The organism is Oscillospiraceae bacterium CM (genome assembly GCA_022870705.1).
Lineage (GTDB): Bacteria > Bacillota > Clostridia > Oscillospirales > Oscillospiraceae > Sporobacter.
This window is the reverse complement of sequence record CP072107.1, coordinates 1,578,585-1,600,772: the sequence shown is the minus strand read 5'-3', so window position 1 is coordinate 1,600,772 and position 22,188 is coordinate 1,578,585. Positions and strand designations below refer to the sequence as shown.

At 55.7% G+C, this 22,188-nt stretch carries 24 protein-coding genes and 1 pseudogene; 11 read left to right on the top strand and 14 right to left on the bottom strand.

All coding sequences use genetic code 11. The features are described from left to right. The first annotated feature begins 3 nt into the window (after positions 1-3). The 5 genes from IZU99_07905 (at position 4) to scfB (ending at position 4,960) form a co-directional block, all read left to right on the top strand. Positions 4-861 carry an SDR family NAD(P)-dependent oxidoreductase gene (locus tag IZU99_07905; protein UOO37178.1) on the top strand — a complete coding sequence of 286 codons (858 nt, stop codon included), beginning with the start codon at positions 4-6 and terminating at the stop codon, positions 859-861. After that, positions 858-1,652, top strand: coding sequence for an SDR family NAD(P)-dependent oxidoreductase (locus IZU99_07900; protein UOO37177.1), 795 nt, complete (start codon positions 858-860; stop codon positions 1,650-1,652). Before IZU99_07905 ends, IZU99_07900 begins: the two co-directional genes overlap by 4 nt. Positions 1,653-1,750: 98 nt before the next feature. Then, positions 1,751-3,190 carry an aminotransferase class I/II-fold pyridoxal phosphate-dependent enzyme gene (locus IZU99_07895; protein ID UOO37176.1) on the top strand — a complete coding sequence of 480 codons (1,440 nt, stop codon included), beginning with the start codon at positions 1,751-1,753 and terminating at the stop codon, positions 3,188-3,190. A gap of 161 nt (positions 3,191-3,351) precedes the next feature. Next, a complete protein-coding gene (gene scfA, locus IZU99_07890) occupies positions 3,352-3,501 on the top strand; it encodes a six-cysteine ranthipeptide SCIFF (protein ID UOO37175.1) in 150 nt (49 codons plus the stop codon). Between the two features lie 88 nt (positions 3,502-3,589). Further along, entirely contained in the window at positions 3,590-4,960 is a 1,371-nt protein-coding gene (gene scfB / locus IZU99_07885; GenBank protein UOO37174.1) for a thioether cross-link-forming SCIFF peptide maturase, read from the top strand. 1 nt (position 4,961) lies between these two features. On the opposite strand, the gene IZU99_07880 is transcribed toward scfB, so the two are convergent. Beyond that, positions 4,962-6,395, bottom strand: coding sequence for an amino acid permease (locus IZU99_07880; GenBank protein UOO37173.1), 1,434 nt, complete (start codon positions 6,393-6,395; stop codon positions 4,962-4,964). A 115-nt stretch (positions 6,396-6,510) separates the two neighbouring features. Here IZU99_07880 and IZU99_07875 point away from each other — a divergent pair, with 115 nt between their 5' ends. Then, positions 6,511-7,587 (top strand): GerMN domain-containing protein, encoded by a 1,077-nt coding sequence (locus tag IZU99_07875; GenBank protein ID UOO37172.1) that lies wholly within the window; start codon positions 6,511-6,513, stop codon positions 7,585-7,587. A gap of 62 nt (positions 7,588-7,649) precedes the next feature. Here the strand turns inward: IZU99_07875 and IZU99_07870 are convergent, their stop codons facing one another. The 8 genes and pseudogenes from IZU99_07870 to IZU99_07835 form a co-directional block, all read right to left on the bottom strand. Further along, on the bottom strand, positions 7,650-8,378 hold the full coding sequence (locus tag IZU99_07870) for an amino acid ABC transporter ATP-binding protein (GenBank protein UOO38793.1): 729 nt from the start codon (positions 8,376-8,378) through the stop codon (positions 7,650-7,652). Positions 8,379-8,382: 4 nt separating this feature from the next. Further along, positions 8,383-9,039 carry an amino acid ABC transporter permease gene (locus IZU99_07865; GenBank protein UOO38794.1) on the bottom strand — a complete coding sequence of 219 codons (657 nt, stop codon included), beginning with the start codon at positions 9,037-9,039 and terminating at the stop codon, positions 8,383-8,385. A 144-nt stretch (positions 9,040-9,183) separates the two neighbouring features. Further along, positions 9,184-9,702: an amino acid ABC transporter substrate-binding protein gene (locus tag IZU99_07860; GenBank protein UOO38792.1), complete on the bottom strand. Its 519-nt coding sequence runs from the start codon at positions 9,700-9,702 to the stop codon at positions 9,184-9,186. A gap of 45 nt (positions 9,703-9,747) precedes the next feature. Beyond that, positions 9,748-10,035: pseudogene (locus IZU99_07855) on the bottom strand (transporter substrate-binding domain-containing protein). Between the two features lie 112 nt (positions 10,036-10,147). Next, a complete protein-coding gene (gene eno / locus IZU99_07850; protein ID UOO38791.1) occupies positions 10,148-11,428 on the bottom strand; it encodes a phosphopyruvate hydratase in 1,281 nt (426 codons plus the stop codon). A gap of 25 nt (positions 11,429-11,453) precedes the next feature. Next, entirely contained in the window at positions 11,454-12,977 is a 1,524-nt protein-coding gene (locus tag IZU99_07845; GenBank protein UOO37171.1) for a 2,3-bisphosphoglycerate-independent phosphoglycerate mutase, read from the bottom strand. Between the two features lie 41 nt (positions 12,978-13,018). Beyond that, positions 13,019-13,792, bottom strand: coding sequence for a triose-phosphate isomerase (locus IZU99_07840; protein ID UOO37170.1), 774 nt, complete (start codon positions 13,790-13,792; stop codon positions 13,019-13,021). A 13-nt stretch (positions 13,793-13,805) separates the two neighbouring features. Then, the gene (locus IZU99_07835; GenBank protein ID UOO38790.1) at positions 13,806-14,999 is read right to left on the bottom strand and encodes a phosphoglycerate kinase; all 1,194 of its coding nucleotides are present in this window, start codon (positions 14,997-14,999) and stop codon (positions 13,806-13,808) included. A gap of 326 nt (positions 15,000-15,325) precedes the next feature. Here IZU99_07835 and IZU99_07830 point away from each other — a divergent pair, with 326 nt between their 5' ends. The 4 genes from IZU99_07830 to IZU99_07815 all read left to right on the top strand — a co-directional run bounded on the left by IZU99_07830 (position 15,326) and on the right by IZU99_07815 (position 18,537). After that, positions 15,326-16,285: a glycosyltransferase family 2 protein gene (locus IZU99_07830; GenBank protein UOO37169.1), complete on the top strand. Its 960-nt coding sequence runs from the start codon at positions 15,326-15,328 to the stop codon at positions 16,283-16,285. Further along, entirely contained in the window at positions 16,286-17,173 is an 888-nt protein-coding gene (gene rsmA, locus IZU99_07825) for a 16S rRNA (adenine(1518)-N(6)/adenine(1519)-N(6))-dimethyltransferase RsmA (protein ID UOO37168.1), read from the top strand. It begins immediately after the preceding gene. Further along, positions 17,170-17,775 carry a DNA-3-methyladenine glycosylase gene (locus tag IZU99_07820; protein UOO37167.1) on the top strand — a complete coding sequence of 202 codons (606 nt, stop codon included), beginning with the start codon at positions 17,170-17,172 and terminating at the stop codon, positions 17,773-17,775. Before rsmA ends, IZU99_07820 begins: the two co-directional genes overlap by 4 nt. Before the next feature lie 84 nt (positions 17,776-17,859). Continuing rightward, positions 17,860-18,537 carry an Ig-like domain-containing protein gene (locus IZU99_07815; protein UOO37166.1) on the top strand — a complete coding sequence of 226 codons (678 nt, stop codon included), beginning with the start codon at positions 17,860-17,862 and terminating at the stop codon, positions 18,535-18,537. Positions 18,538-18,610: 73 nt separating this feature from the next. Here IZU99_07815 and IZU99_07810 read toward each other — a convergent pair whose 3' ends face one another. Both IZU99_07810 and IZU99_07805 read right to left on the bottom strand, forming a co-directional pair. Beyond that, a complete protein-coding gene (locus IZU99_07810) occupies positions 18,611-19,126 on the bottom strand; it encodes a spore maturation protein (protein ID UOO37165.1) in 516 nt (171 codons plus the stop codon). Between the two features lies 1 nt (position 19,127). Next, positions 19,128-19,709 (bottom strand): spore maturation protein A, encoded by a 582-nt coding sequence (locus IZU99_07805; protein ID UOO37164.1) that lies wholly within the window; start codon positions 19,707-19,709, stop codon positions 19,128-19,130. 206 nt (positions 19,710-19,915) lie between these two features. On the opposite strand from IZU99_07805, the gene IZU99_07800 reads away from it, so the two are divergent. Next, positions 19,916-20,161 (top strand): AbrB/MazE/SpoVT family DNA-binding domain-containing protein, encoded by a 246-nt coding sequence (locus IZU99_07800; GenBank protein ID UOO37163.1) that lies wholly within the window; start codon positions 19,916-19,918, stop codon positions 20,159-20,161. 51 nt (positions 20,162-20,212) lie between these two features. On the opposite strand, the gene rsmI is transcribed toward IZU99_07800, so the two are convergent. The 3 genes from rsmI to IZU99_07785 form a co-directional block, all read right to left on the bottom strand. After that, positions 20,213-21,058 (bottom strand): 16S rRNA (cytidine(1402)-2'-O)-methyltransferase, encoded by an 846-nt coding sequence (gene rsmI / locus IZU99_07795; GenBank protein ID UOO37162.1) that lies wholly within the window; start codon positions 21,056-21,058, stop codon positions 20,213-20,215. After that, positions 21,055-21,783, bottom strand: coding sequence for a methyltransferase (locus IZU99_07790; protein ID UOO37161.1), 729 nt, complete (start codon positions 21,781-21,783; stop codon positions 21,055-21,057). The genes rsmI and IZU99_07790 overlap by 4 nt, the downstream gene beginning before the upstream one ends. Before the next feature lie 99 nt (positions 21,784-21,882). Continuing rightward, positions 21,883-22,050: a 4Fe-4S binding protein gene (locus IZU99_07785; protein ID UOO37160.1), complete on the bottom strand. Its 168-nt coding sequence runs from the start codon at positions 22,048-22,050 to the stop codon at positions 21,883-21,885. Positions 22,051-22,188 lie beyond the last annotated feature (138 nt).

Genomic DNA, 22,188 nt, shown 5'->3' with positions numbered 1-22,188 from the left:
GTGATGAAAACAGTCGTCGTCACTGGCGCGACAAGCGGCATCGGTTTTGCCGTCTGCGCCGCCCTTCTTCAAGATAATTGCCGCGTCATCGCGCTGGGGCGCAGCGCGGAGACATGCCGGGCATCGGAAGAAGCGCTGCGCGCGCTTGTGCCGGGCGCGCGCGTCACGTTTTATGCGGGCGACCTGCTACACCTATCTGATATCCGCGCCCTCGCACAGAAAATCCGCGCGGACCTTCAGGAAAACAGCGCAGGCAGACTCGACGCGCTTATTAACAACGCCGGGTGCGTCCGCCGATTTTTCATGACGACGCCGGAGGGGTACGAACACCAGTTTGCGCTCAACCACCTGGCGGGGTATCTTCTGACGCATGAGCTGCTTGCCAACCTGCTCGAAGCACAGGGGCGTGTCATCATCACGTCAAGCGCCTCGCACAGGCTGATGCGTATGCGCTGGAAGGACCTGATGTTTGAAAAACGCTACAGCCCGCTTTTGGCTTACAAGCAGTCGAAACTCTGCAACATGCTCTTTGCCCGCGGGCTTATGGAGCGCTACGCCGATATGGGCCTTCGCGCTTATGGCGTCGACCCTGGCCTTGTGAAAACGGATATCGGCAATAAAAACACGGGCGGTCTCGTCGGCTTTGTGTGGACGCATCGGAAAAAGACCGGCGTTGATCCTTCCGTCCCCGCGTCAATTTATAAGCGGCTTATGACCGAAAAGCCCGCGCCAGCGGGGCTCTGCCACGGCCTGAACGGCCCGGCGAGGATAAGCCGTGAAGTAAACCGGCAAAACACCGAGCAGCTCTTTGCGGTCAGTGACAGGCTCCTTGGCATCCGATTCGGGGTGACGGCGTCATGACAGTTTTGATCACGGGGGCCGCAGGCGGCCTAGGCCGGGCGTTTGCCAACGCCTGCGCCGAAAGAGGCTATGACCTTTTCTTGACGGATTTGAGCGGCGACGGTCTGGCGCTGATCGCGCAAGGTATTCAAAGCCGTTATCCCGTCCGCGTCTTAACGCATCAATGCGACTTGACGCGCGCAGGAGATGTTGAGGCGCTCTTCCGCGCTGCCGAGGCAGAAGGCGCAAAGCCAGACATGCTTTTAAACGTGGCGGGCATCGACTTTGAGGGCGGCTTTTACGAGCGGCAGGCCGAAGAGCTTTTGCAGATCGTCCGCCTCAACGTGGAGGCGACGCTGGGCGTCACCCGCCGTGCGCTCGACAGCCGCGCGCCGGCAAAGCCGTTTTACATCGTCTTCGTCTCCAGCCTCGCGGCCTTTTACCCCATGCCGCTCAAAGCGACCTACGCCGCGTCAAAAACGTTTCTGCGTGACTTTGCCACGGCGCTCGGGCAGGAGCTGCGCCCGTACGGCGTCCGGGTACTGACGCTGTGTCCCGGCGGCCTGATGACGACGGACGCGGCGCTTTCCGGTATCGCGGCGCAGGGGTTCTGGGGCGGCGTGACGACAAACGCGCTTGAAAAGATCACGCGTCGGACGCTGACGCGCGTTTTGAAGGGTGATTCACTCTATATCCCGGGGCCCGTCAACACGTTTTTCCGTTTCGTCGGCGCGCTCGTTCCCAGATCGTTGATTGCCAAGCTGTTGTACGCCCGCTGGCAAAGTGCCCAGAAAAAATGGCTATCTGTGTGACTGGTGGTCGTGGCGGATTCCATATCCGCCCGTGTTCTGAATATGGATTGACAATGCTGCCGCAATAACATATCCTGCATATGCCGGGGAGGTGCCAAATGCTCTACGAGTTGCTTTCTGAATATCACAAAAATGGCGCTGTGCCGCTGCATATGCCGGGCCACAAAAGAAACACGAAGCTGCTGGGTGATAAACTGCCGTATAGCCTTGACATCACGGAAATCACCGGCTTTGACAATTTGCAGGATATGACCGGCGTCTTAAAAGACACGGCCGACACAGCCGCAGCGCTCTACGGCGCCGACGAGGCGTTTTTGCTTGTGAACGGCGCGACCGGCGGCATTCTTGCCGCTGTGCGCGCCGCCGTCCGGGCTGGCGGCACGGTGATAATGGCGCGCAACTGCCATCAGTCTGTTTATAACGCCCTTGATTTAAACGATATAAGCCCTGTCTTCCTCCTGCCGGAGACGGACGACGTAACGGGCCTCTTCGGCAGCATCCGGCCGGAACAGGTTGAAGAGGCCCTTCAACAATACCCCTTGGCATCGCTCGTCATCGTCACGTCGCCGACGTACGAGGGCGTCGTCAGTGACCTTCCGGCAATTGTCGAAACGGCACATCGCCATTTTGTCCCTGTGCTTGTTGACGCGGCCCACGGCGCGCATCTCGGCTTTCACGAGGCGTTTCCCGATAATGCCGTGGCGTCTGGGGCCGACCTCGTTGTGATGAGCCTGCACAAAACGCTTTTCGCGCTGACGCCGGGGGCGCTTTTATGCCGCACCGGAACGCGCGTTGACGCGCAGCGGCTCCGGCGCGCCCTCGCCGTCTTTCAGACGTCGAGCCCGTCGTATGTCCTGCTGTCCTCCATTGACTTCAGTATCCGGGAGATGGCAGCGCAGCGACAAGCGCTTTTTGAAGCTTATGCCGCCAATCTCCGGGCGTTTGACGCGGCGGTCAAAGATCTAAAAAAGCTCGCCGTCGTCTGTCACGGGCGCGACGCGCTCTCAGCACACGCCGCCTTTTTCGTGTTTGACCCCGGCAAAATCGTTGTGTCCACGCGCGGGACAGCGCTCACCGGCCCGTCTCTTTTTGCTATTTTGCGTGACAAGTATCGAATCGAACTGGAGATGGCATATCCCGGTGGTGTGCTCGCCATGACGAGCGTCTGCGACAGCCGTGAGTCGTTTGAGATTTTCGCAGGAGCGCTACTGGAGATCGACCGCGAGCTTGAAACACAGCAGGCGCCAATTGCTGCCCCCGCCGCCTTCACGCTGCCGGAGCGCGTCCTGTCCACCCGCGAGGCCGAGGATAAAACGGGCGCCTTTATCCCACTCGAAGCCGCTGCCGGGGCGGTTTGCCTCGAGTACGTCTGGGCGTACCCGCCGGGTGTTCCGATTCTTGTCCCCGGGGAGAAGATCGGTATAGACGCTGTCCGTCGGCTCCAATATCTTCTAAAAAGCGGCGTCAGCTTAAAAAGCACGCGCGGCAGCGCGCCGGAACGCCTCTGCTGCCTTGAGATTCCCAGCACTTGCCTTTGACGGAAAACGTCGAATCTGATATGATTGTATCAGCAAATCAAGGATGTTATCTTCACTTGGCCCTGCCTTTTCGGCGGGGCCTCCTTTTTGACCTCGCCGTTGACAGGATGGGGAAAAAATGTTATGGTATTTAAAGAAAATCTTAGTGGGGAGAATGTATCATGGAAAGAATTATCACCATTGAAACGCGTGACCTCGTTGAAAGCGCCGTGAGCGGCGGTTGCGGCGAGTGCCAGACGTCTTGCCAGTCGGCCTGTAAAACCTCCTGCGGCGTTGCCAATCAGCCGTGTGAAAACAGCGACAGGAACTAAACGCGTCCATAAACAAAAATGCTGCCGTTTTTCGCCTTTCGGAGATAAACGGCATTGCGTTTTTATCAGATAAATATTCGGAGTTCACATGATTCATCAATTTCAGCTCAACGGCTATAATATCGTTATCGACGTATACAGTGGTGCCGTCCACGTTGTCGACGCGCTCGTCTATGACCTCATCGGCCTTTATGAAACAGCAAATAGGGAAGACCTCGTCAGCACCCTGTGTGACAAATACACGGGAGACACGACAAAGGCAGATGTTTTGGAGGCGCTGTCAGCTGTCGACGCGCTCAAAAACGCGGGCAAGCTTTTTTCGCCGGATACATACAAGGCACTAGCCGAAAACCTGACAACGAAAAAAAGTGTTATCAAAGCTTTGTGCCTGCACGTATCGCACGCGTGCAACCTCGCCTGTGCCTACTGCTTCGCCGGAGCGGGGCGCTATCACGGCGCAAGTGCGCTCATGAATTTTAACGTCGGCAAACGGGCGATCGACTTTCTGGTGGAACAGTCTGGGGCGCGGCGCAATTTGGAGGTTGACTTCTTTGGCGGCGAGCCGCTTTTGAACTGGGACGTCGTCAAGCAAATTGTCGCCTACGCCCGCAGCCTTGAACAAGTCGCGGGGAAAAACTTTCGCTTTACGCTGACGACAAATGGTGTTTTGATTGACGACGATGTCATCGACTTCTGCAACAGGGAGATGCACAATGTTGTTTTAAGCCTAGACGGCCGAAAAGAGACGCACGACCGCTTCCGCAAGAGCCCGGACGGCGGCGGCAGCTATGACACCGTTGTGCCGAAATTTCAGCGCTTCGTCAAGGAGCGCGGCAACAAAAATTACTATATCCGTGGCACGTTCACGCATGACAATACAGATTTCACGAAAGATATTCTGCACATGGCGAACCTCGGCTTTTCGGAACTGTCCATGGAGCCTGTCGTCTCAAAGCAGGAGGACGCCATCGCTCTGACGGAGAATGATATGCCCGTACTTCTCGAGCAATACGAGGCGCTCGCGTACGAGATGCTCCGGCGGGATCAAGAAGGCTGCGGCTTTACGTTTTATCATTTCCTTCTGGACTTAAACGGCGGGCCGTGCATATATAAGCGCATTTCGGGCTGCGGTGCCGGAACGGAATACGCCGCCGTCACGCCGGAAGGCACGCTTTACCCCTGCCACCAGTTTGTCGGCGATAAGGATTACGTTTTGGGCGACATTTGGCGCGGTATCAAAAATGACCAAAAGCGCGAAGCCTTCGCGCGCTGCAACGCCTATACGCGCGAGGCGTGCCAGGCTTGCTGGGCGCGGCTTTACTGCTCCGGCGGCTGCGCGGCCAACGCCTATCATGCGTCTGGGTCGATTGAAGGCGTTTACGAGGACGGCTGCCGCCTTTTCAAAAAACGCATCGAATGTGCCGTCATGATGAAGGTCGCCCGGGCGCTCGGCCGGTAACCTATTTCTTGTCGCCGTCGTCTTTTTTGTCCATGTCGGCAAGCTCCTCAGAAAACTCAGCCGAGAGCCCGGTTTTTTGAAAGGGCGGAACAATGACCTTGTAGCGGCCGTGGCGGCGATAAAATTTTAAAAACGAATAACACGCCTCAAAGAAGACGACGAAAAGAAGGCCGACGATGAGGCCGTCGCTTTGCCCTTTGACAAACGGCATGCAGAGGATGGCGACGATGAGCGCCGCCAGAACAAAGCCGGACGTGAAGGGAAAGCCGCGCAGCTGGCATCTGCCGTCCGGGGGGCAGCCGAATCGGCGACGCAAGCGCAGGTGGGAGGCCATAATTGCCGCGTAGACGAACAAGATGGCAAACCCGCCGGAACTTAAAAGGAAGAGGTAAACGCGCGGGAACAACAGGCCCAGACCCAAAGCCAAAAGCATTCCCACACCGGTCGCGAGGATACCGCGAAACGGCACAGGCGTCTCATCCTTCAGCCAGTGCGGGGCGTGCCCGTCATCGGTGAGCGAGCGCATCATCCGCCCTAGGCCGTAAATGGTAGCCATCATGGTTGAGATAATGGCTGAAATGACGACGGCGGTGATGACGGTGCCGATCCAGCCGATGCCGTGGCTACTGAGCGATTGGACGATGGCACTCGTATTTTCGTTCAGCTGCGCCGTCGGGATGAGCGGCAGGAGAAAGGCGATATATAGGATAAAGAGACTTACAAGGCTTAAAACCGTATACCGAATTGCCCGCGGGATTGTTTTGTGAATATCCGTGACATCGCCTCCGGCAAGGGCAATAACCTCAAATCCGCTGTAAGAAAACATCACGATGAGCATGCTGCCCAAAAGGCCGCCGAGCCCCCCGGGGGCAAACGGCTCGTTCGCGACAGCCCCGATCCCGACAGCTGGCCTGCCAAAAAGAACGCCGGTGACGAGCAGCAGTGCCATCAGAATAAACACGGCGACAGCCGCGACCTTAATCCCGGCAAGTCCGCTCTCGAGCTTAGACAGGCGCACCGCCCCGATCAGATTAACGAGTGTGACAAGCACAATGATCCCGCCGCCCAACAGTGAAATCGGCAGGCTCGGTACCCACTGGCGCAGCAAAATGGCGGCGGCTGTTGCTTCGCTGGACATACCAAGGGCCATACCCGTCCAATAAATCCAGCCGACAACAAAACCCGTCCGCTCGCCAAAGGCTTTCGTGGCAAATGTTTTAAAGCCGCCGTAATCCGGGTAGGCAACCGTCATCTCCGACAAAGCATAGAGAATGTAATAGACGAGTACCCCGCCGAATATATATGACAGAATAATTGACGGGCCTGCGGCGTTGATGGCGACAGAAGACCCTAAAAAGAACGATCCCCCGATGACCGTCCCAAGCGCCAGCATCGTCAGATGCCCGGCGGATATGCCTTTTCGTTTCTTTTCCATATGTCCCCTCGTTGTTTGAAGTTTGGTGTTATTTTGCCTCAAAAATGCAAAAACTCATCCTGTATAAATTAGACAGTGAATTCATGGATGAATATCAACAAAACGGAGGATTATGATGAAAAAAATTGCAGCAGCGCTCCTCATTATGGCACTTGTCATCACGGCGGCCGGCTGCCTGCCCTTCGGTAAAAAGGGCCAGCCCACGCCGACCGGCACAGCCTCGCCCTCACCCTCAACGTCAGACGCAACGGTTAAGGACTATTTTCCCTTCACATCAAATGTTCATATGACATATGAAGGGACGGGCAACGAATACGCGGGCTTTGAATCGTGGGTTGATTATGTCAATAACGGCGCCTATCAGGTTCGGACGAATAACGGTGGGACAGAGTCCGTCGCCGTCTATCTTATTGATGACGGCGCTTTGAAGAAAGTTTTCTCGCAGGGGGAGACGTACTACCGCTATGACTATACCGACAAGCGGGAGATGGATGAAACGATTCTGATGGAGCCGATTATTCCCGGCACGTCCTGGACGCTGCCGGACGGCGACACGCGCGCCATAACAGCAACGGATCTATCCGTCACGGTGCCTTACGGCACGTTCAAGGCCGTCGAAGTGACGACAAAGAGCGCCGATACGACCGTAAAAGAGTATTACGCCCGTGATATTGGCCTGATTAAACGTGAATTTATATCAAACAGTGACCCCGCAAACCCCATTACGAGCGCTTTGAAGTCGGTTGAAACGGGCAGCCCGCTGACAGTCAACCTGCGTGTTTATTATCCTGATTTTGCAGGTGAAAAGGTCAAATATGTCGATAAAAGCATCTCGCTGCAGACGGGAGATGATATCAAAACCAAGCTTGAGTACGAATTCAAGCACGTCCCGACCGGCAGCAGCCTCACGCCCGTCATGTCTACAGATGCCGCCATTAAAAGCCTGACGTTTGACCCGGCAACCGGTGTTGCCACCATTGACTTTTCCAAAACATTTATAACCGGGATGAACGCCGGTTCAACGCTTGAGGGGCTCATCCTTGCCAGTGTAGCCGACACCGTCGGCAGCTACTTCCAAACTGACAAGGTTGCCGTTACAATCAATGGCGGGCCGTATGAGTCCGGCCATTTCCTGTATAACAAGGGCGACCTTCTCCCCGTTGACCCGGACAGTGCCGTGCCCTATAAATAAGACGACGCAAAAAAGCCCGGCCGCCGCAACATGCGACGGCCGGGCTTTTATTTGTCTTGCTCTTATAGGACCTTTGCCAGAAAAGCCTTCAGGCGCTCGCTCTCCGGGTTGCTGAAAAGAACCTCCGGCGTATTCTCCTCAACAATTTTACCGCCGTCCATAAAAATAACACGTGATGAGACCTCGCGGGCAAAACCCATCTCATGCGTGACGACGACCATGGTCATCCCCTCGCGCGCTAAGCCCTTCATCACGTCGAGCACCTCGCCGACCATTTCGGGGTCTAAGGCGCTCGTTGGCTCGTCAAACAGCATGACGTCCGGATCCATGCACAAGGCGCGGACAATGGCGATGCGCTGCTTCTGGCCGCCGGAGAGCTGGTCGGGATATGCCAGAGCTCTGTCCTCCAGCCCAACGCGGCGTAAAAGCGCCAGCGCCTGTGCGTCCGCTTCAGCCTTTGGTTTTTTCAGCAGCGTGATCGGCGCGAGCGTCATGTTTTTTAAAACGGTCATATGCGGGAAGAGATTAAAATGCTGAAACACCATCCCCATTTTCCGGCGGTGGCGGTTGATATCCGTTTTATGGTCGGTGATGTCGGTACCCTCAAAGAAAATCGTACCGCCTGTTGGCACCTCTAAAAGATTCAGACAGCGCAAAAAGGTCGATTTACCGCTGCCGGACGGGCCAATGACGACGACGACCTCGCCGCGCCTGACCTCGGCACTGATGCCGTCGAGGGCTTTGATGTCCCCGCCCTTGAAATATTTTTGAAGGCCTTCAACCTTGATGATCGGTTCAGTGATCACTGCTGCGAAGCCTCCTTTCCAGAATGCCGACAAGCCATGTAAAGAACATAACGAGGATGAGATAGATAAGCGCCAGGGCAATAAGTGGCATGAACGGAGAATACGTCGCGCCGCGAATGGTGATGGCGGCCTTTGTGATATCGCGGATGGCGATATAACCGGCAACCGACGTCTCTTTCAGCAGCGTGATAAATTCGCTCGCCAGCGGCGGCAAAACATTTTTAAAGGCCTGCGGAATAATAATGTGCCACATCGTCTGAACGTAGTTAAAGCCGAGGCTGCGCCCGGCCTCCATCTGGCCGCGGTCAATAGACATGATACCGCCGCGGAAAATCTCCGCAACGTAGGCGCCGGAATTAATGCCGAATGTCAAAATTGCGATCATAACACCATTGTCGGATGCTGAAAAAATAATGAAATAGAAAATCAGCAGTTGAACGACAACGGGCGTCCCGCGAAAGAGCGTCAGATAAATTTTACTGACGGCGTTGAACAATTTGAGTGCTGCTTTGCCAAGGCTGGGGCGCATCGTCTCAATCGTCTTGTCGTGCGTGGCGCGGATGATCGAGATCACAATGCCGATCACAATTCCCAAAACAAGCGCGCCGAATGTGATTTCCAATGTGACGACAAGGCCTTTAGCCATCAGCTGCCATCTGTTTTCCTTGATGAAGTTTAAGTAAAAGTCAGCCTTCACGCTGTCAAGCCAAGCGGACAAAGCCTCGTCCTCCTTAGAAATGAAGCGGAATAGGACACGGTTCACCGTCCCTATTCCGCTCAATGACGTCAATTATTTATTATTAGCCGCAACAAAGGCCTTGGCGGGCTCGTTGTCGATGATGACGCAATCGATTTTGCCGGTGACAAGGGCAGAAACGGCATCAGCGCCGCTGTTATACTGGCGCACGCGCTCAGCACCGAATTGATCGGTGGCGTAGAGGTCACCCGTCGTGTTCTGCTGAACGCCGATGGTATATGTCGCGCCGTCGGCCGCGAGGGCGTCAACGGACGTAATGGGGGAGTTTTCAGGGACGATGATGGACTGGACGCCCGTGGCGTATGATAGGGAGAACGCGACGCTTTCCTCACGGTCGGGCGTCACGGTCAAACCAGCCATGCCGATGTCAGACTTGCCGGTGGCAACAGACGAGATGATCGAATCAAATTCCATATCCTGAATCACGAGCTTCATGCCGAGCTTGTCAGCGATGGCGGCGGCGATATCGGCGTCGATACCGACGATTTTGTTGTCTTGCATAAACTCATACGGCGGGAAGGTGGCGTTTGTCGCCATTTTCAAAACAGGCATGCCGTCGGTGTTCTGCTGGAAGGTCAGGTTGTCGGGAACGTTGCTGATATAATTGTCCACGATTTTTTTCACCGTGCCGTTGTCAATCAGCTCGCCGAGCGCCGTATTGATCTTAAAGAGCAGGTCGGTGTTCTCCTTGGCAACGCAGATGGCGTAATCCTCCGAAACATAAGCCGTATCCAAAACCTTGAGCTTGACGCCTGCGTTCGTCTGCGCTGTTTTACCGGTGCCGCAGGCCGCGAGTGTGAAAAGCGTGCCGAGCGCCAGAATGACTGCCAGGATTTTTGTCACTTTCATCGATTGTCCTACCTCCATAAAAAATGATAGCTGCATTATACACGCTGTGCTGCAATAATTCAATGCCGCGCCGCCGAATACGCCTTAAAAACAAACCGCCGGGCCTGCCTTTGTCGGCAAACCGGCGGTGTGTGCTGATAAAAATATCTCAAAGAGAGGCAAACGCTTTTTTACCGGGATAATATGCCGCTTGTCCAAGTGCTTCCTCAATGCGCAGGAGCTGGTTATATTTACAAACCCTGTCCGTCCGGCTCGGAGCACCCGTTTTGATCTGACCGGCGGAAACGGCAACGCAAAAGTCGGCGATGGTCGTGTCCTCCGTCTCGCCGGAGCGGTGGGAGACAACAGCCCGAAAGCCCGCTCTTTGCGCCGTTTGCACGGCCTCAAACGTCTCCGTCAGCGTCCCGATTTGATTGAGCTTAATGAGAATGGCATTCGTCACGCCCTTTTCGATACCCTTTAAAAGCCGGGACGTGTTTGTGACAAAAAGGTCGTCACCAACGAGCTGGAGCTTCTTTCCGAGGGCGTCGGTCATCATTTTCCAGCCCTCCCAGTCCTCCTCAGCCATCCCGTCTTCAATCGAAACAATGGGGTACCGTGCGGCAAAATCAGCCCACATGGACACCATGTCCGCGCGCGTCATCACGGTGCCCCGCTTGGGCAAGTGATATAGGCCGTCCTTTTCGTTAAACCAATCGGAGACGGCAGGATCCATGGCGATATAGAAATCCTCGCCGGGCTTGTATCCGGCGCGCTCGATAGCCGTCATCAAAGCGCCGAGCGCATCCTCGTCGGCCTTGAGATCGGGCGCATAGCCGCCCTCGTCGCCGACACCTGAAGACGGGACGACTTTGCGGAGCGTGTGAAAAACCTCTGCACACATCCGCAGCCCCTCGCGGAAGGTGGGAGCCGAAACGGGTACAATCATAAATTCCTGAATGTCAACGCTGTTCGTCGCGTGTGCGCCGCCGTTTAAAACGTTCATCATCGGCACCGGCAGGCATCGCGCGTCCGCACCGCCGAGATAGCGGAAGAGGGGCAGGCGGAGGGACTGGGCGGCCGCCTTTGCGCAGGCGAGCGAGACACCCAGGATGGCGTTGGCGCCGAGGCGCTGCTTGTTGGGCGTGGCATCCAGATCAATCAGCAGCCGGTCGACGGCCGTCTGCTGTAAGGCGTCCTGCCCGCGAAGCGCCATATCGATTTCCGTGTTGATGTTTAAAACGGCCTTTAAGACGCCCTTGCCATGATAGCGGCCTGTGTCGCCGTCGCGCAGCTCGCAGGCTTCGAAAAGCCCGGTTGACGCGCCCGATGGGACGGCCGCCCGGCCAACGGTGCCGTCAGCAAGCGTTACCTCCGCCTCAACGGTGGGGTTGCCGCGGGAGTCTAAAATCTCCCGGCCTTTAACGCCGGTGATCTCCAAACGTTTGATATGCCTTACCTCCTATATGGTGCCCTTATGGGGTGACGATGAGTGACCGGCCAGTCATCTGAACAGGTTTTTCAAGACCCATCAATTCCAAAATTGTGGGCGCAATGTCGGAGAGCCTGCCGGGGCGGAGCGTCACATCGGCTCCGACGAGGATCAGCGGCACGGGGTTTTTGCTGTGCGCCGTCTGCGGGGTGATGCCGTCGCCGTCGAGCATTTCTTCGGCATTACCGTGATCGGCCGTGATGATGGAGATGCCGCCCATTTCGCGCGTCGCGTCGACGATCTCGCCGACGCAGGTGTCGACCGTTTCGACGGCTTTGACAGCGGCAGAAAAGACGCCCGTATGGCCGACCATGTCACAGTTGGCGAAGTTGAGGATAACGATATCGTAGACACCGCTTTTAATCCGTTTGACGACCTCCTTCGTGAGCTCAAAGGCGCTCATCTCCGGAATGAGATCATACGTCGGGAATTGCTTCGGGGAGGGGATAAGAAGGCGATCCTCGCCCGGATAGACGGTCTCTGTGCCGCCGTTGAAGAAAAACGTCACATGCGCGTACTTCTCCGTCTCCGCGGCGCGTAGCTGCGTCAGGCCAAGGTCGCTCACCGTTTCGCCAAGCGTATTTTCAATGGATTCGGGCGGATAGGCAACTATCACGTTTGGCATTTTCTCGTCGTACTGCGTCGTGCAGACATAGTGGAGCGGGAAGATACCATTTTTACGTGTAAACGCGTTGAAGGCCGGGTCGACAAAAGCACGGGTGATTTCACGAGCCCTGTCCGGGCGGAAATTGATGAAAATCACCGAATCGCCGGATTTCACAAGGCCTTCCTTGTCGACAATGACCGGCTTGATAAACTCATCGGTGACACCGTCGTCATAAGAATTCTGTATCGCCGCCACCGGGTCGGCGTTATTGATGCCCTCACCGAAAACCATGGCGTTGTACGCGGCCTCGACGCGGTCCCAGCGGTTGTCGCGGTCCATTGCGTAAAAGCGCCCCATCACAGTGGCAACACGGCCGACGCCAAGGGCACGGCACTTCTCCGTCACCTCGGCCATAACCGCCTTGCCCGACATCGGCAGCGTGTCACGGCCGTCCATAAAGCAGTGCAGGAAAACCCTCGTCAGGCCGTTTCGGCGCGCCAGCTCCAAAAACGCCCACAGATGTTCAATATGGCTGTGAACGCCGCCGGGTGATGTGAGGCCTAATAGATGGAGCGCCCCGCCCGTTGCTTTTACCGCGTCAACAGCGCCTTGAAAAGCCGCGTTTTTATAAAAGCCGCCGTCCTCGATATCCTTCGAGATCCGCGTTAAGTCCTGATAGACAACACGGCCCGCGCCAATATTCGTATGGCCGACTTCGCTGTTGCCGATCTGCCCGGCCGGCAGGCCCACATCGAGCCCCGAGGCGGAGAGAACCGTGTTCGGGCATGTCATAAAAAGACGGTCAAGGACGGGTGTCGATGCCGCGGCGGCGGCGTTGCCGCCGTTCGCCGGAGCCAGTCCGTACCCGTCCATAATAACAAGCGTTGTTGGTATTTTCATGATGTACACTCCGCCGCTGTCGCGGCACTTTCAAAATCGTGTTATTCCTGATGTGCGGCATCGATCATCGCCGCAAAAGCGGCAGGGGAGAGCGATGCCCCACCCACAAGGCCGCCGTCGATATCGGGCTGGGCGAGCAGCTCGGCGGCATTTTTGTCATTCATCGAGCCGCCGTAAAGGATGGAGACGGCTCTGGCCGTCCGCGCGCCGTAAAGGCCGCGAATAACGGCGCGGATCGTTGCGCAGACGTCGCCCGCGTCGGCGGCCGTCGCGTTTTTTCCTGTTCCAATAGCCCAGATGGGCTCATAAGCGATGACAATGCGCCGCATTTTAGACGGCGGTACATCATAAAGCGCTGTTTTGATCTGCAGCGTCACAACGTCGGCCGTAACACCGGCCTCGCGTTCGTCGCTGCTCTCGCCGACGCAGAGAATGGGGCGCAGATTTTCTCGGAGGGCTGCATGAACCTTTTTGTTAACGGCGCTGTTCGTCTCGCCGAAGTACTGCCGCCGCTCGCTGTGGCCGACAATCACGTAGCGGAGGTTTAACTCGGCCAGCTGCCCGGCGGAGACTTCGCCCGTATAGGCGCCGGCGTCGTGCTCGCTCACATTCTGAGCGCCGAGGGCAATCCGGCTTTCCCGAAATGCTTTCTGTGCTGCCGGAATGAGAGCGAACGACGGACAGATCACGATGTCACACCACTTGGCGCGCACAGTCAGGAGTTTGAGCTCTTCGGCATACGATTTCACGGCAGACGGGAGCATATTCATCTTCCAGTTGGCGGCGAGAATGGTGTTTCGGTATTTCCTGTTCATGGATTTCTTCTTCCTATTTATTTAGTAGACATGCAATGCCCGGGAGATCTTTCCCCTCCAAAAATTCGAGTGTTGCTCCACCGCCTGTCGAGACATGGGTAACCTTGTCCTCCAGACCGAATTTCCGGATGGCCGCGGCGCTGTCACCGCCGCCGACGATGGAAACAGCGCCTGAATTGGCCAGCGCCTCAGCGACGGCGTGCGTTCCCACAGCAAATTTGGCGATTTCAAAAACACCCATCGGGCCGTTCCAAATAACAGTTTTTGATTTTTTGATCTCATCGCAAAAAAGACGGACGGTTTCAGGCCCGATATCAAGGCCCATTAGCGTATCCGGCATATGGCCGCATTTGACGACGGTGGTATCGGCGTCGTTTGAAATGCTAGCCGCCGCGACGGCGTCGACCGGCAGCAGGATTTTGACGCCCAGCGCTTTTGCCCGGCTCAAAACGTCCAGCGCATAGTCGAGCTTATCGTCTTCACAGAGCGAATTGCCGATGCTGCCGCCCTGCGCCCGAATAAACGTAAACGCCATGCCGCCGCCAATGATGAGCGTGTCCACCTTATTTAAAAGACTCACAATAACGCCGAGTTTATCAGAGACCTTCGAGCCGCCCAGGATGGCGGCAAACGGGTGCGCCGGGTCGTTAAGCGCGCCGCCGATATGCTCGAGCTCCTTGGCGAGCAGAAAGCCGCTGACGGCAGGCAGATAGTGTGAAACGCCTTCTGTTGAGGCATGCGCGCGGTGGACGGAGCCGAAAGCATCGTCAACATAAATGTCGGCCAGATCCGCCAGCGCTTTGGCAAACGCCGGGTCGTTTTTCTCCTCCTCTTTATGGAAACGGAGGTTTTCCAGCAGCATAATTTCGCCGGGGCGCAGGTTGGCGGCAAGACTTTTGGCGTCGTCGCCGATAACGTCCTTCGCCATTTTAACAGGTTTCCCTAACAGCTCCGATAAGCGGCGGCCGACAACGGCCAGAGACATTTTCATATTCCATTCGCCCTTTGGGCGGCCAAGATGGGAACACGCGATAACGGCGGCGCCGTTGCTGAGCAGATAATGTATCGTCGGAAGGGCGGAGGTGATGCGGCCTTCATCGGTAATGGCGCCCGTCTCCTTATCGAGCGGGATGTTGAAATCACACCGCAGGAGCACCTTTTTGCCCTTAACATCAATATCCGTAATCGATTTTTTGTTGTAGTTCATGACATCCTCCGAGGTCAGTTGAATAACAGCTTGAATATTGCTCATAGAAAGCCCCCAATTGATAATGTTAGCAATCGCATATCATTGTAGTACGATTACCGCAACTTTTCAACACATTTTGTCCATCTTTTTTTGAACGAATTGACTCATGTTTATAACATATTTCCCCTATAATCAGGTCTGTTATGCACCAAAACGGTCCAAATGGCTCAGGACGGTTAAAATAATTGCATCCGGCCGTCAGAATGGGTATACTTGGACAGGAAGGGCAGCACGGCGCTTTGAGGCGTTAGCCATACAGCGCCGGAAGAAAGGGAGCGTGCCTCGTGAACAACAGACTTTTTATCGTCGTCCCCTGCTATAATGAAGAAATGGTTCTCCCAGAGGCGGCCAAACGCCTGGAAGACAAGCTGATATCGCTTGTTCAATCTGGAAAAATTGCCGAAAACAGCCGCGTTTTATTTGTTGATGACGGCTCTGCCGACAGAACATGGCCGATGATTCGGCAGCTCGCTGCCGACAGCCGCTATTTTGCGGGCTTGTCCCTCAGCCGTAACCGCGGCCATCAGAATGCCCTTTTGGCGGGGCTCATGGCGGCGCGGGAGCAGGCAGATATGATCGTGTCGATGGACGCTGATTTGCAGGATGATATCGATGCCGTCGACAGGATGGTGGAAGCGTATCTCGACGGGTGTGACGTTGTCTACGGCGTGCGCGCCCGGCGTGACAGCGACACTTTTTTCAAGCGCTTTACAGCCGAGGGGTATTATAAACTTTTACACGCCATGGGCTGCCGCGTCGTCTTTAATCACGCCGATTACCGACTTTTGTCGCGCCGCGCGCTGGATGCGTTGAGCCAATATGGCGAACAAAACCTTTTCCTGCGCGGCATCGTCCCCATGCTCGGCTTTAAAACGGCGACGGTGTCGTACGCGCGCGGCGAGCGTTTTGCCGGGGAGAGCAAATATCCGCTTAAAAAAATGCTGGCCTTGGCTTCAGACGGTGTTTTTTCGCTGAGCCTCAAGCCTGTCCGGGCCGTCACGGTGACGGGCCTTTTACTGCTTTTATTGACGATGGTTCTTCTCGTCGTCTCCCTTGTCGGCCTGTTCATGGGGTATACGCTGTTAAACTGGAAAATAATCACGATCTCCGTCTGGGGTGTCGGCGGCCTTATCTTAACGGCGCTCGGCCTTGTGGGCGAATACGTCGGGCGTACGTATCTGGAGTCCAAGCAGCGCCCGCGCTATCACATCGGCGAGACGGTTGGTCTCGAGCGGGAGGAATAAATGGCGTCATATCACGACGGAGATCTAAAGAAGCTTCTGGAGCGTCACGGGTTTCATTTTTCAAAGGCACTTGGGCAAAATTTTTTAACGGATGCCACGATCCCGGAGCGGATTGCCGACGGGGCCGGGGTGGACGCGTCATTCGGCGTTCTGGAGGTCGGCCCCGGGGTGGGCGCGCTGACAAACGCCCTCTGCCGGCGTGCTGCCCGCGTCGTCGCCGTCGAGCTCGACAAAAGGCTTCTGCCCGTTCTGAATGAGACGCTGGCGCCATGCCCGAACGTCACGGTCGTCTCCGGCGATATCCTGAAGCTTGACATTAAAACAACTGTTTTAAACAACATGCCGAATCTCCGGTACGCCGTGTGCGCGAACCTGCCATATAACATTACAACACCGGCGCTGACGGTGCTTTTTGAAGCGGGCATTTTTGAAACGATTACTGTGATGGTGCAGAAGGAAGTGGCCCAGCGGCTGTGCGCCAAACCGGCAACGCCCGAATACGGCGCGTTTACTGTTTTCACGCAGTTCCACGCCGAGCCCAAGATATTATTTGACGTCCCGCCCGGTGCGTTTATACCGCAGCCGAAGGTGACGTCCGCGGTCGTCAGGCTCCAGATGCGACCGTCGCCGCCGGACGGGATTGAGGACGAAGGGCTTTTCTTTCGCGTTGTGCGCGCTTCGTTTGCCCAGCGGCGCAAAACGCTTGTCAACAGCCTTGGGGCCGCCTTCGGTTCCACGCTGTCGAAGGAAATGCTGACACGTGCCGTGACCGATTGCGGCTTTGATGAAAAGATCCGTGGCGAAACGCTCGATATTGCGGGCTTTCATGCGGTCGCGCGTGCCGTCGGCGCGCGCCTTCAAGCTGTGCAGGTCAGCAACGTGCGATGATTATTCCGAGGGATTTTTACGAGCAGGATACGCTGACGGTCGCTCAATCGCTCCTCGGCCAATTGCTCGTCCGGCACACGCCTGCGGGGACGGTTACCGGCATCATTGTGGAGACAGAAGCGTATCTCGGGGAAAAGGATGACGCCGCGCACAGCTACAAGGGCAAAACGGCGCGGACGGCCGTCCAGTATGGCGAAAAGGGCCATGCCTATATTTACATGATCTATGGCATTCATTTCTGCCTGAATCTCACAGCCGGGCCGCCCAGTCTGCCGGAGGTCGTTCTCATCCGGGCCGTTGAGCCGGTCTCCGGTTTAGAACTCATGGCGGAAAGGCGCGCGTCAAAGAACCGTTTGGCGCTCTGTAGCGGGCCCGGCAAGCTCTGCCGGGCGTTTGATATCGGCAAAGGGCAGTACGGCGCTGATGTCTGCCGAAGCGGTACGCTCTATCTCGAATACGGCAGAAAAGCGGTACCGGTGACAGCATCAAGCCGCATTGGTATTGATTATGCGGTGTCCTCGCGCGAAATGCCCTGGCGTTTTACAATATCCGACAATCCATATATATCAAAGCCATCCGTCGAAAAAAAGCAAAAGTTGTAATATTGCCGAAATTCGTTGACGAAAAGATAAAGTTGTTGTAAACTTTTATCTGGTCTGATACAGCAACAGAAACGGGGGGTTTAAATGGCTGTTATTTCCGATGTTAAATGCACACGATGCGACCGGCGCTATTCCGGTTTCCGCAGCCGCTGCCCGTATTGCGGTGCGCGGCGTAATAAACGCGGAAAAAATGCCGATACGGACGATAACGCCAGGGCAAAACTCGTCATCGGCGTTATTCTGCTTGTGGTTTTGCTTGCCGCGTCTATGGTTTTGATTTTTTCAAGCCTGCCGGACAGCACAGATAACACCGCGTCAACGCCGTCTGTTATGCCGTCTTTTAATAGCAATGAGGATGTCACGTCAATCACACCGTCGCCTTCCGATTCGGCTTCGCCGGATACATCGGCAACACCCGACAGCTCCACATCGCCCGGCGTTTCACCCTCCACCTCGCCATCCGGCTCAACGTCGCCGTCTTCCGGCTCCAACGTGGCGATTTCGAAGGTTGAAATCACGTGGCTTGGCAATGTCAGAACGGATGTGACGATGGAAAAAGTCGGCGACACGCTCCTGTTCGGATTCAAAACAACGCCGGTAACAACTGGGAAAACAGCCACTTGGGAGAGTAGCGACGACGACGTTATTATGGTTCAGCCCAACGGCCGCGTGACGGCGACCGGCAAAGGCTCGGCCACGCTGAAGGTCACGGTGGATGGTAAGACGGCGACATGCGTTATTCACGTCAGGGCAGCAGCATAAAATTGAAAATGTCTATCAAAAAAGCGCGGCAGGTTACTGCCGCGCTTTTTCCTGCTTATATGGCCGTCGTTCGTCATCGAAACAGCAAACGGACGGTGAGGGCTGCCGCTACAAAACCGGCGAGGTCGGCACACAAGGCGGCCGGAATCGCATAGCGTGTTTTTTTGATGCCGACGGCACCGAAATAGACGGCTATGACGTAAAACGTCGTCTCGGTGGAGCCGAGCATGACAGCCGCCGTGCGCCCAACGGTTGAATCCGGACCGTATTGCCCAATCAGCTCGGAACCGACGGCTAGTGCCCCGCTGCCGCTGAGCGGCCGGATAAGCATCAGCGGCACCGTCTCCGGCGGGATACCGACAGCGGAAAGAAGCGGCGCGCATAACGCGCTGAAGGCCTCCAGCGCGCCGGAGGCGCGCAGCATCGAAACGCCGGTCAGCAGGGCGACGAGAGCGGGAAAGATTTTGATCATGACGTGCAGTCCGTCGCGCGCGCCGTCCGTTAAAGCGTCGAAAACGTCAATCTTTTTTGAAAGGGCATAAACGGCTATGAAGCCGAGAAGTGCCGGAACGGCAAGGGCAGCAACCATCTCACGCCCTCCAGATTCTTTTAAAAAGTTGAACAGCTATAATCCCGACGGCGACGGATGTGCCGGATGAAACCCAGACGGCCGGAAGAATATCAAAAGGCTGGGCTGCCCCGGCGGCAGCGCGGACAGCCGCGACGGTGGCCGGAATAAGCTGAAGTGAAGCGGTATTCAAGACAACGAGCGTACAGAGATCGTCTGTCGCCGTTTTTGATTTTGACAATTTGGCCATTGCCGAGGCTGCGTTGATGCCATAAGGTGTTGCGGCGTTTCCAAGTCCCAAAAGATTGGCGGAGACGTTCGCCGAAAGGGCTTCCATTGTCTCGTGCTGACGGCGTGACGCCGGGAACAGGCCGCCTAGAAGCGGCAAAAGAAGCATTTTTAAGCGCTCGGCAAGCCCGCTGCGGCGCATAACTTCCATCACGCCCGTCCAAAGGCACGTGACACCGCAAATCCCAATCGCAAGCGTCACGGCAGAGCCAGCGCCGTCTAAGGCTGCCGTGCCAACAGCATCAATTTTCCCGGTTAAAATTCCAAAAATAACGGAGACGACGACCATGATTGTCCAAACCCATGCCAGTGCCATTTTTTTCCTCCGATTTGAAATTCGTACACAATATATAAAAATATATACGTGTCCCACCGCAAAATAGCACAAGAATGACGATAAAATATTTTATTTATTGAATCGACAGCGATTGACAAATACGGACATTAGTGGTATCCTAATTATGACAAATCTAGGTAAAATGGAGAAGACAATTGAATATTCTGTAGAAAGGAAGCGGAACAATGAAATCAACGGGGATTGTCAGGAAGGTCGATGAGCTGGGGCGAATTGTTCTCCCGATCGAGCTTCGCCGCACATTGGACATTGCCGAGAAGGACTCATTGGAAATCTACGTCGATGAGTCGGCAATCGTTCTCAAAAAGTATGAACCGGCCTGTATTTTTTGCAGCAACGTCAAGGGTGTTACCAATTACAAGGGTAAAAACATCTGCGCGCCCTGCATGAAAGAGCTCAAGAGAAAAGCATAAGTAAAAAAATAAAAAAGTCTCCGTCTTATGGACGGAGACTCTTTTTGTTTTTTAATTGATTTCCGTTGGCATTTTAAGGGCCGCCTCATACAGGGCGTTCTTGGGAAAACCCGTATCAAGCGCGCACGATTTAACGGCATCCTTGAGCGTCATGCCATTGTCACGGCGCGCCTTCACAATGGTAAGCGCCGTTTCGAGCGTCATGCCGGTGTCATCGTGTGTGTCGGGCGCGCCTTCAAGGACGAGGACAAATTCACCGCGTGGTGGGACATCGTCAAAATGCGTGGCGGCCATCGACAGCGTTGTAGACAGCGTCTCCTCGTGAAGTTTTGTCAGTTCCCGGCTAACAGAGATGCGCCGGTCGCCGAAGGCTTCGAGCATATCGCGCAGCGTCGCGCGCAGCTTGTGCGGCGCTTCATAAAAAATCATTGTGCGCTTTTCTGTTTTTAAAGCGGCCAGATGCTCAAAGCGGCTTTTCTTTGCCGTTGATAAAAAGCCCTCAAATGTAAAGCGCCCCGTTGGCAAGCCGGACAGTGCAAGGGCCGAGACGGCCGCGCACGCGCCGGGCACAATGCGGACAAGGACACCGGCTTCGGTACAAAGCCGCACAAGGTCTTCGCCCGGGTCGCTGATAGCCGGCATGCCCGCGTCGGTGACTAGGGCGGCGGTCTCACCGGCGAGAAGGCGGCCTAAAATCCGCTCGCCGCTCTCGGCGCGGTTGTGCTCATAATAGCTGACGGTCGGTTTTTTAAGCCCGAGATGGTTTAACAGCTTCAGCGTGACGCGCGTATCCTCGGCGGCGATAAAATCGACGGCCGACAAGATGTCGGCAGCGCGCTTTGTCAGGTCGCCGAGATTGCCGATCGGCGTTGCCACCAGATAAAGAATTCCGCTCATAAATCACCTCGTGCATCCCGATGATAAATCTTTTTGATTTCATCCGTATCGTAACCGTTTTCATCCGTTAAAATAAGCGGCGGCTCAATGACGAGCGACGGTTTGCCGCCCCGGCGGCTGTCGATTAAAAAAAGGTTCGGCGCCGCGACGGCTTTATAATGGACAAAGCGGAGACGCTTTGGCTCAAAGCCTGTCTGCCGGAGTGTTGTGATAACATCGGCAAGCCGTTCCGGCTTGTGCACGAGGGCAAAGCGCCCACCCCAGCGCGTTAAAAAGGCCGCCGCTGCGCACACGTCATGCAGGGTGCAGGCGTGCTCGGCTCGCGCCGCTGCCGTCGCGGCGTCGCGGGATGATTGACCGCTGCCGGTTACATAATACGGCGGATTGGCGACAACGAGGTCATACGCGCCCGCGGTGAGAAAATCTCGGTGTTCCCGCAGATCACGGTTTAATATGTCAATTTGACCGCCCAGGCCGTTTAAGCGGACGTTTTCACGCGCTATCGCCGCCGATACCGGCAAAAGCTCGATGCCGTCAACGCGCACGTCATCACGGCTGTATGCCAATAAAATCGCGAGGACACCGCTGCCGCAGCCAAGGTCGCAGACGCGCCGGGCCTGCCCATCACCGGCAAAGGCTGCCAGAAGGACGGCGTCTGTACCGATACGAAAGGCGTCTTCACTTTTTTTGAAAACAGGGCCGCCGGGCCACATTGCATCCGTCATTATCTCACCGCCATAAAAAAATGCTGCCATTTAAGTCAGACAACTGCCGCTTGGCGGCGTGTCATATTCCGAAACGACAGCATTTTTATGTTTGTTTGCTTACTGGGAAATAGCTTCCATGGGGCAGGCTTCTGCGCAAGTACCGCAGTCGGTGCACTTGGCGGGGTCGATCACATAGCGATCGGCACCTTCGGAAATTGCCTCGACAGGGCAGTTCGGAGCGCAGGCTCCGCATGAAACGCAAGCGTCACTAATTTTGTATGCCATGAATATACCTCCATATTATGTATCGGCCGCCTTAAAAGACGGTTTAACAATTTAATTGTACCATGACTCTATAAAAAATCAAGAGCAGATTTCTACAGCTTTCGCCGAATAATGCTGCGCCCGGTAAGGATATAATAA

Bases quoted from the DNA above. Each gene is read 5' to 3' on its own strand.
- rsmI (UOO37162.1), bottom strand. From the start codon at position 21,058: ATGAGCGGAATTCTTTATCTGGTGGCAACGCCGATCGGCAATCTCGGC.
- IZU99_07875 (UOO37172.1), top strand. From the start codon at position 6,511: ATGAAAAAAATTGCAGCAGCGCTCCTCATTATGGCACTTGTCATCACG.
- IZU99_07840 (UOO37170.1), bottom strand. From the start codon at position 13,792: ATGAACAGGAAATACCGAAACACCATTCTCGCCGCCAACTGGAAGATG.
- IZU99_07905 (UOO37178.1), top strand. From the start codon at position 4: ATGAAAACAGTCGTCGTCACTGGCGCGACAAGCGGCATCGGTTTTGCC.
- IZU99_07790 (UOO37161.1), bottom strand. From the start codon at position 21,783: ATGACGGATGCAATGTGGCCCGGCGGCCCTGTTTTCAAAAAAAGTGAA.
- IZU99_07895 (UOO37176.1), top strand. From the start codon at position 1,751: ATGCTCTACGAGTTGCTTTCTGAATATCACAAAAATGGCGCTGTGCCG.
- IZU99_07900 (UOO37177.1), top strand. From the start codon at position 858: ATGACAGTTTTGATCACGGGGGCCGCAGGCGGCCTAGGCCGGGCGTTT.
- IZU99_07865 (UOO38794.1), bottom strand. From the start codon at position 9,039: ATGGCTAAAGGCCTTGTCGTCACATTGGAAATCACATTCGGCGCGCTT.
- IZU99_07805 (UOO37164.1), bottom strand. From the start codon at position 19,709: ATGGCACTGGCATGGGTTTGGACAATCATGGTCGTCGTCTCCGTTATT.
- IZU99_07820 (UOO37167.1), top strand. From the start codon at position 17,170: ATGATTATTCCGAGGGATTTTTACGAGCAGGATACGCTGACGGTCGCT.
- IZU99_07835 (UOO38790.1), bottom strand. From the start codon at position 14,999: ATGAACTACAACAAAAAATCGATTACGGATATTGATGTTAAGGGCAAA.
- rsmA (UOO37168.1), top strand. From the start codon at position 16,286: ATGGCGTCATATCACGACGGAGATCTAAAGAAGCTTCTGGAGCGTCAC.
- scfB (UOO37174.1), top strand. From the start codon at position 3,590: ATGATTCATCAATTTCAGCTCAACGGCTATAATATCGTTATCGACGTA.
- IZU99_07880 (UOO37173.1), bottom strand. From the start codon at position 6,395: ATGGAAAAGAAACGAAAAGGCATATCCGCCGGGCATCTGACGATGCTG.
- IZU99_07845 (UOO37171.1), bottom strand. From the start codon at position 12,977: ATGAAAATACCAACAACGCTTGTTATTATGGACGGGTACGGACTGGCT.
- IZU99_07815 (UOO37166.1), top strand. From the start codon at position 17,860: ATGGCTGTTATTTCCGATGTTAAATGCACACGATGCGACCGGCGCTAT.
- IZU99_07810 (UOO37165.1), bottom strand. From the start codon at position 19,126: ATGGTTGCTGCCCTTGCCGTTCCGGCACTTCTCGGCTTCATAGCCGTT.
- IZU99_07785 (UOO37160.1), bottom strand. From the start codon at position 22,050: ATGGCATACAAAATTAGTGACGCTTGCGTTTCATGCGGAGCCTGCGCT.
- IZU99_07860 (UOO38792.1), bottom strand. From the start codon at position 9,702: ATGCCTGTTTTGAAAATGGCGACAAACGCCACCTTCCCGCCGTATGAG.
- scfA (UOO37175.1), top strand. From the start codon at position 3,352: ATGGAAAGAATTATCACCATTGAAACGCGTGACCTCGTTGAAAGCGCC.
- IZU99_07800 (UOO37163.1), top strand. From the start codon at position 19,916: ATGAAATCAACGGGGATTGTCAGGAAGGTCGATGAGCTGGGGCGAATT.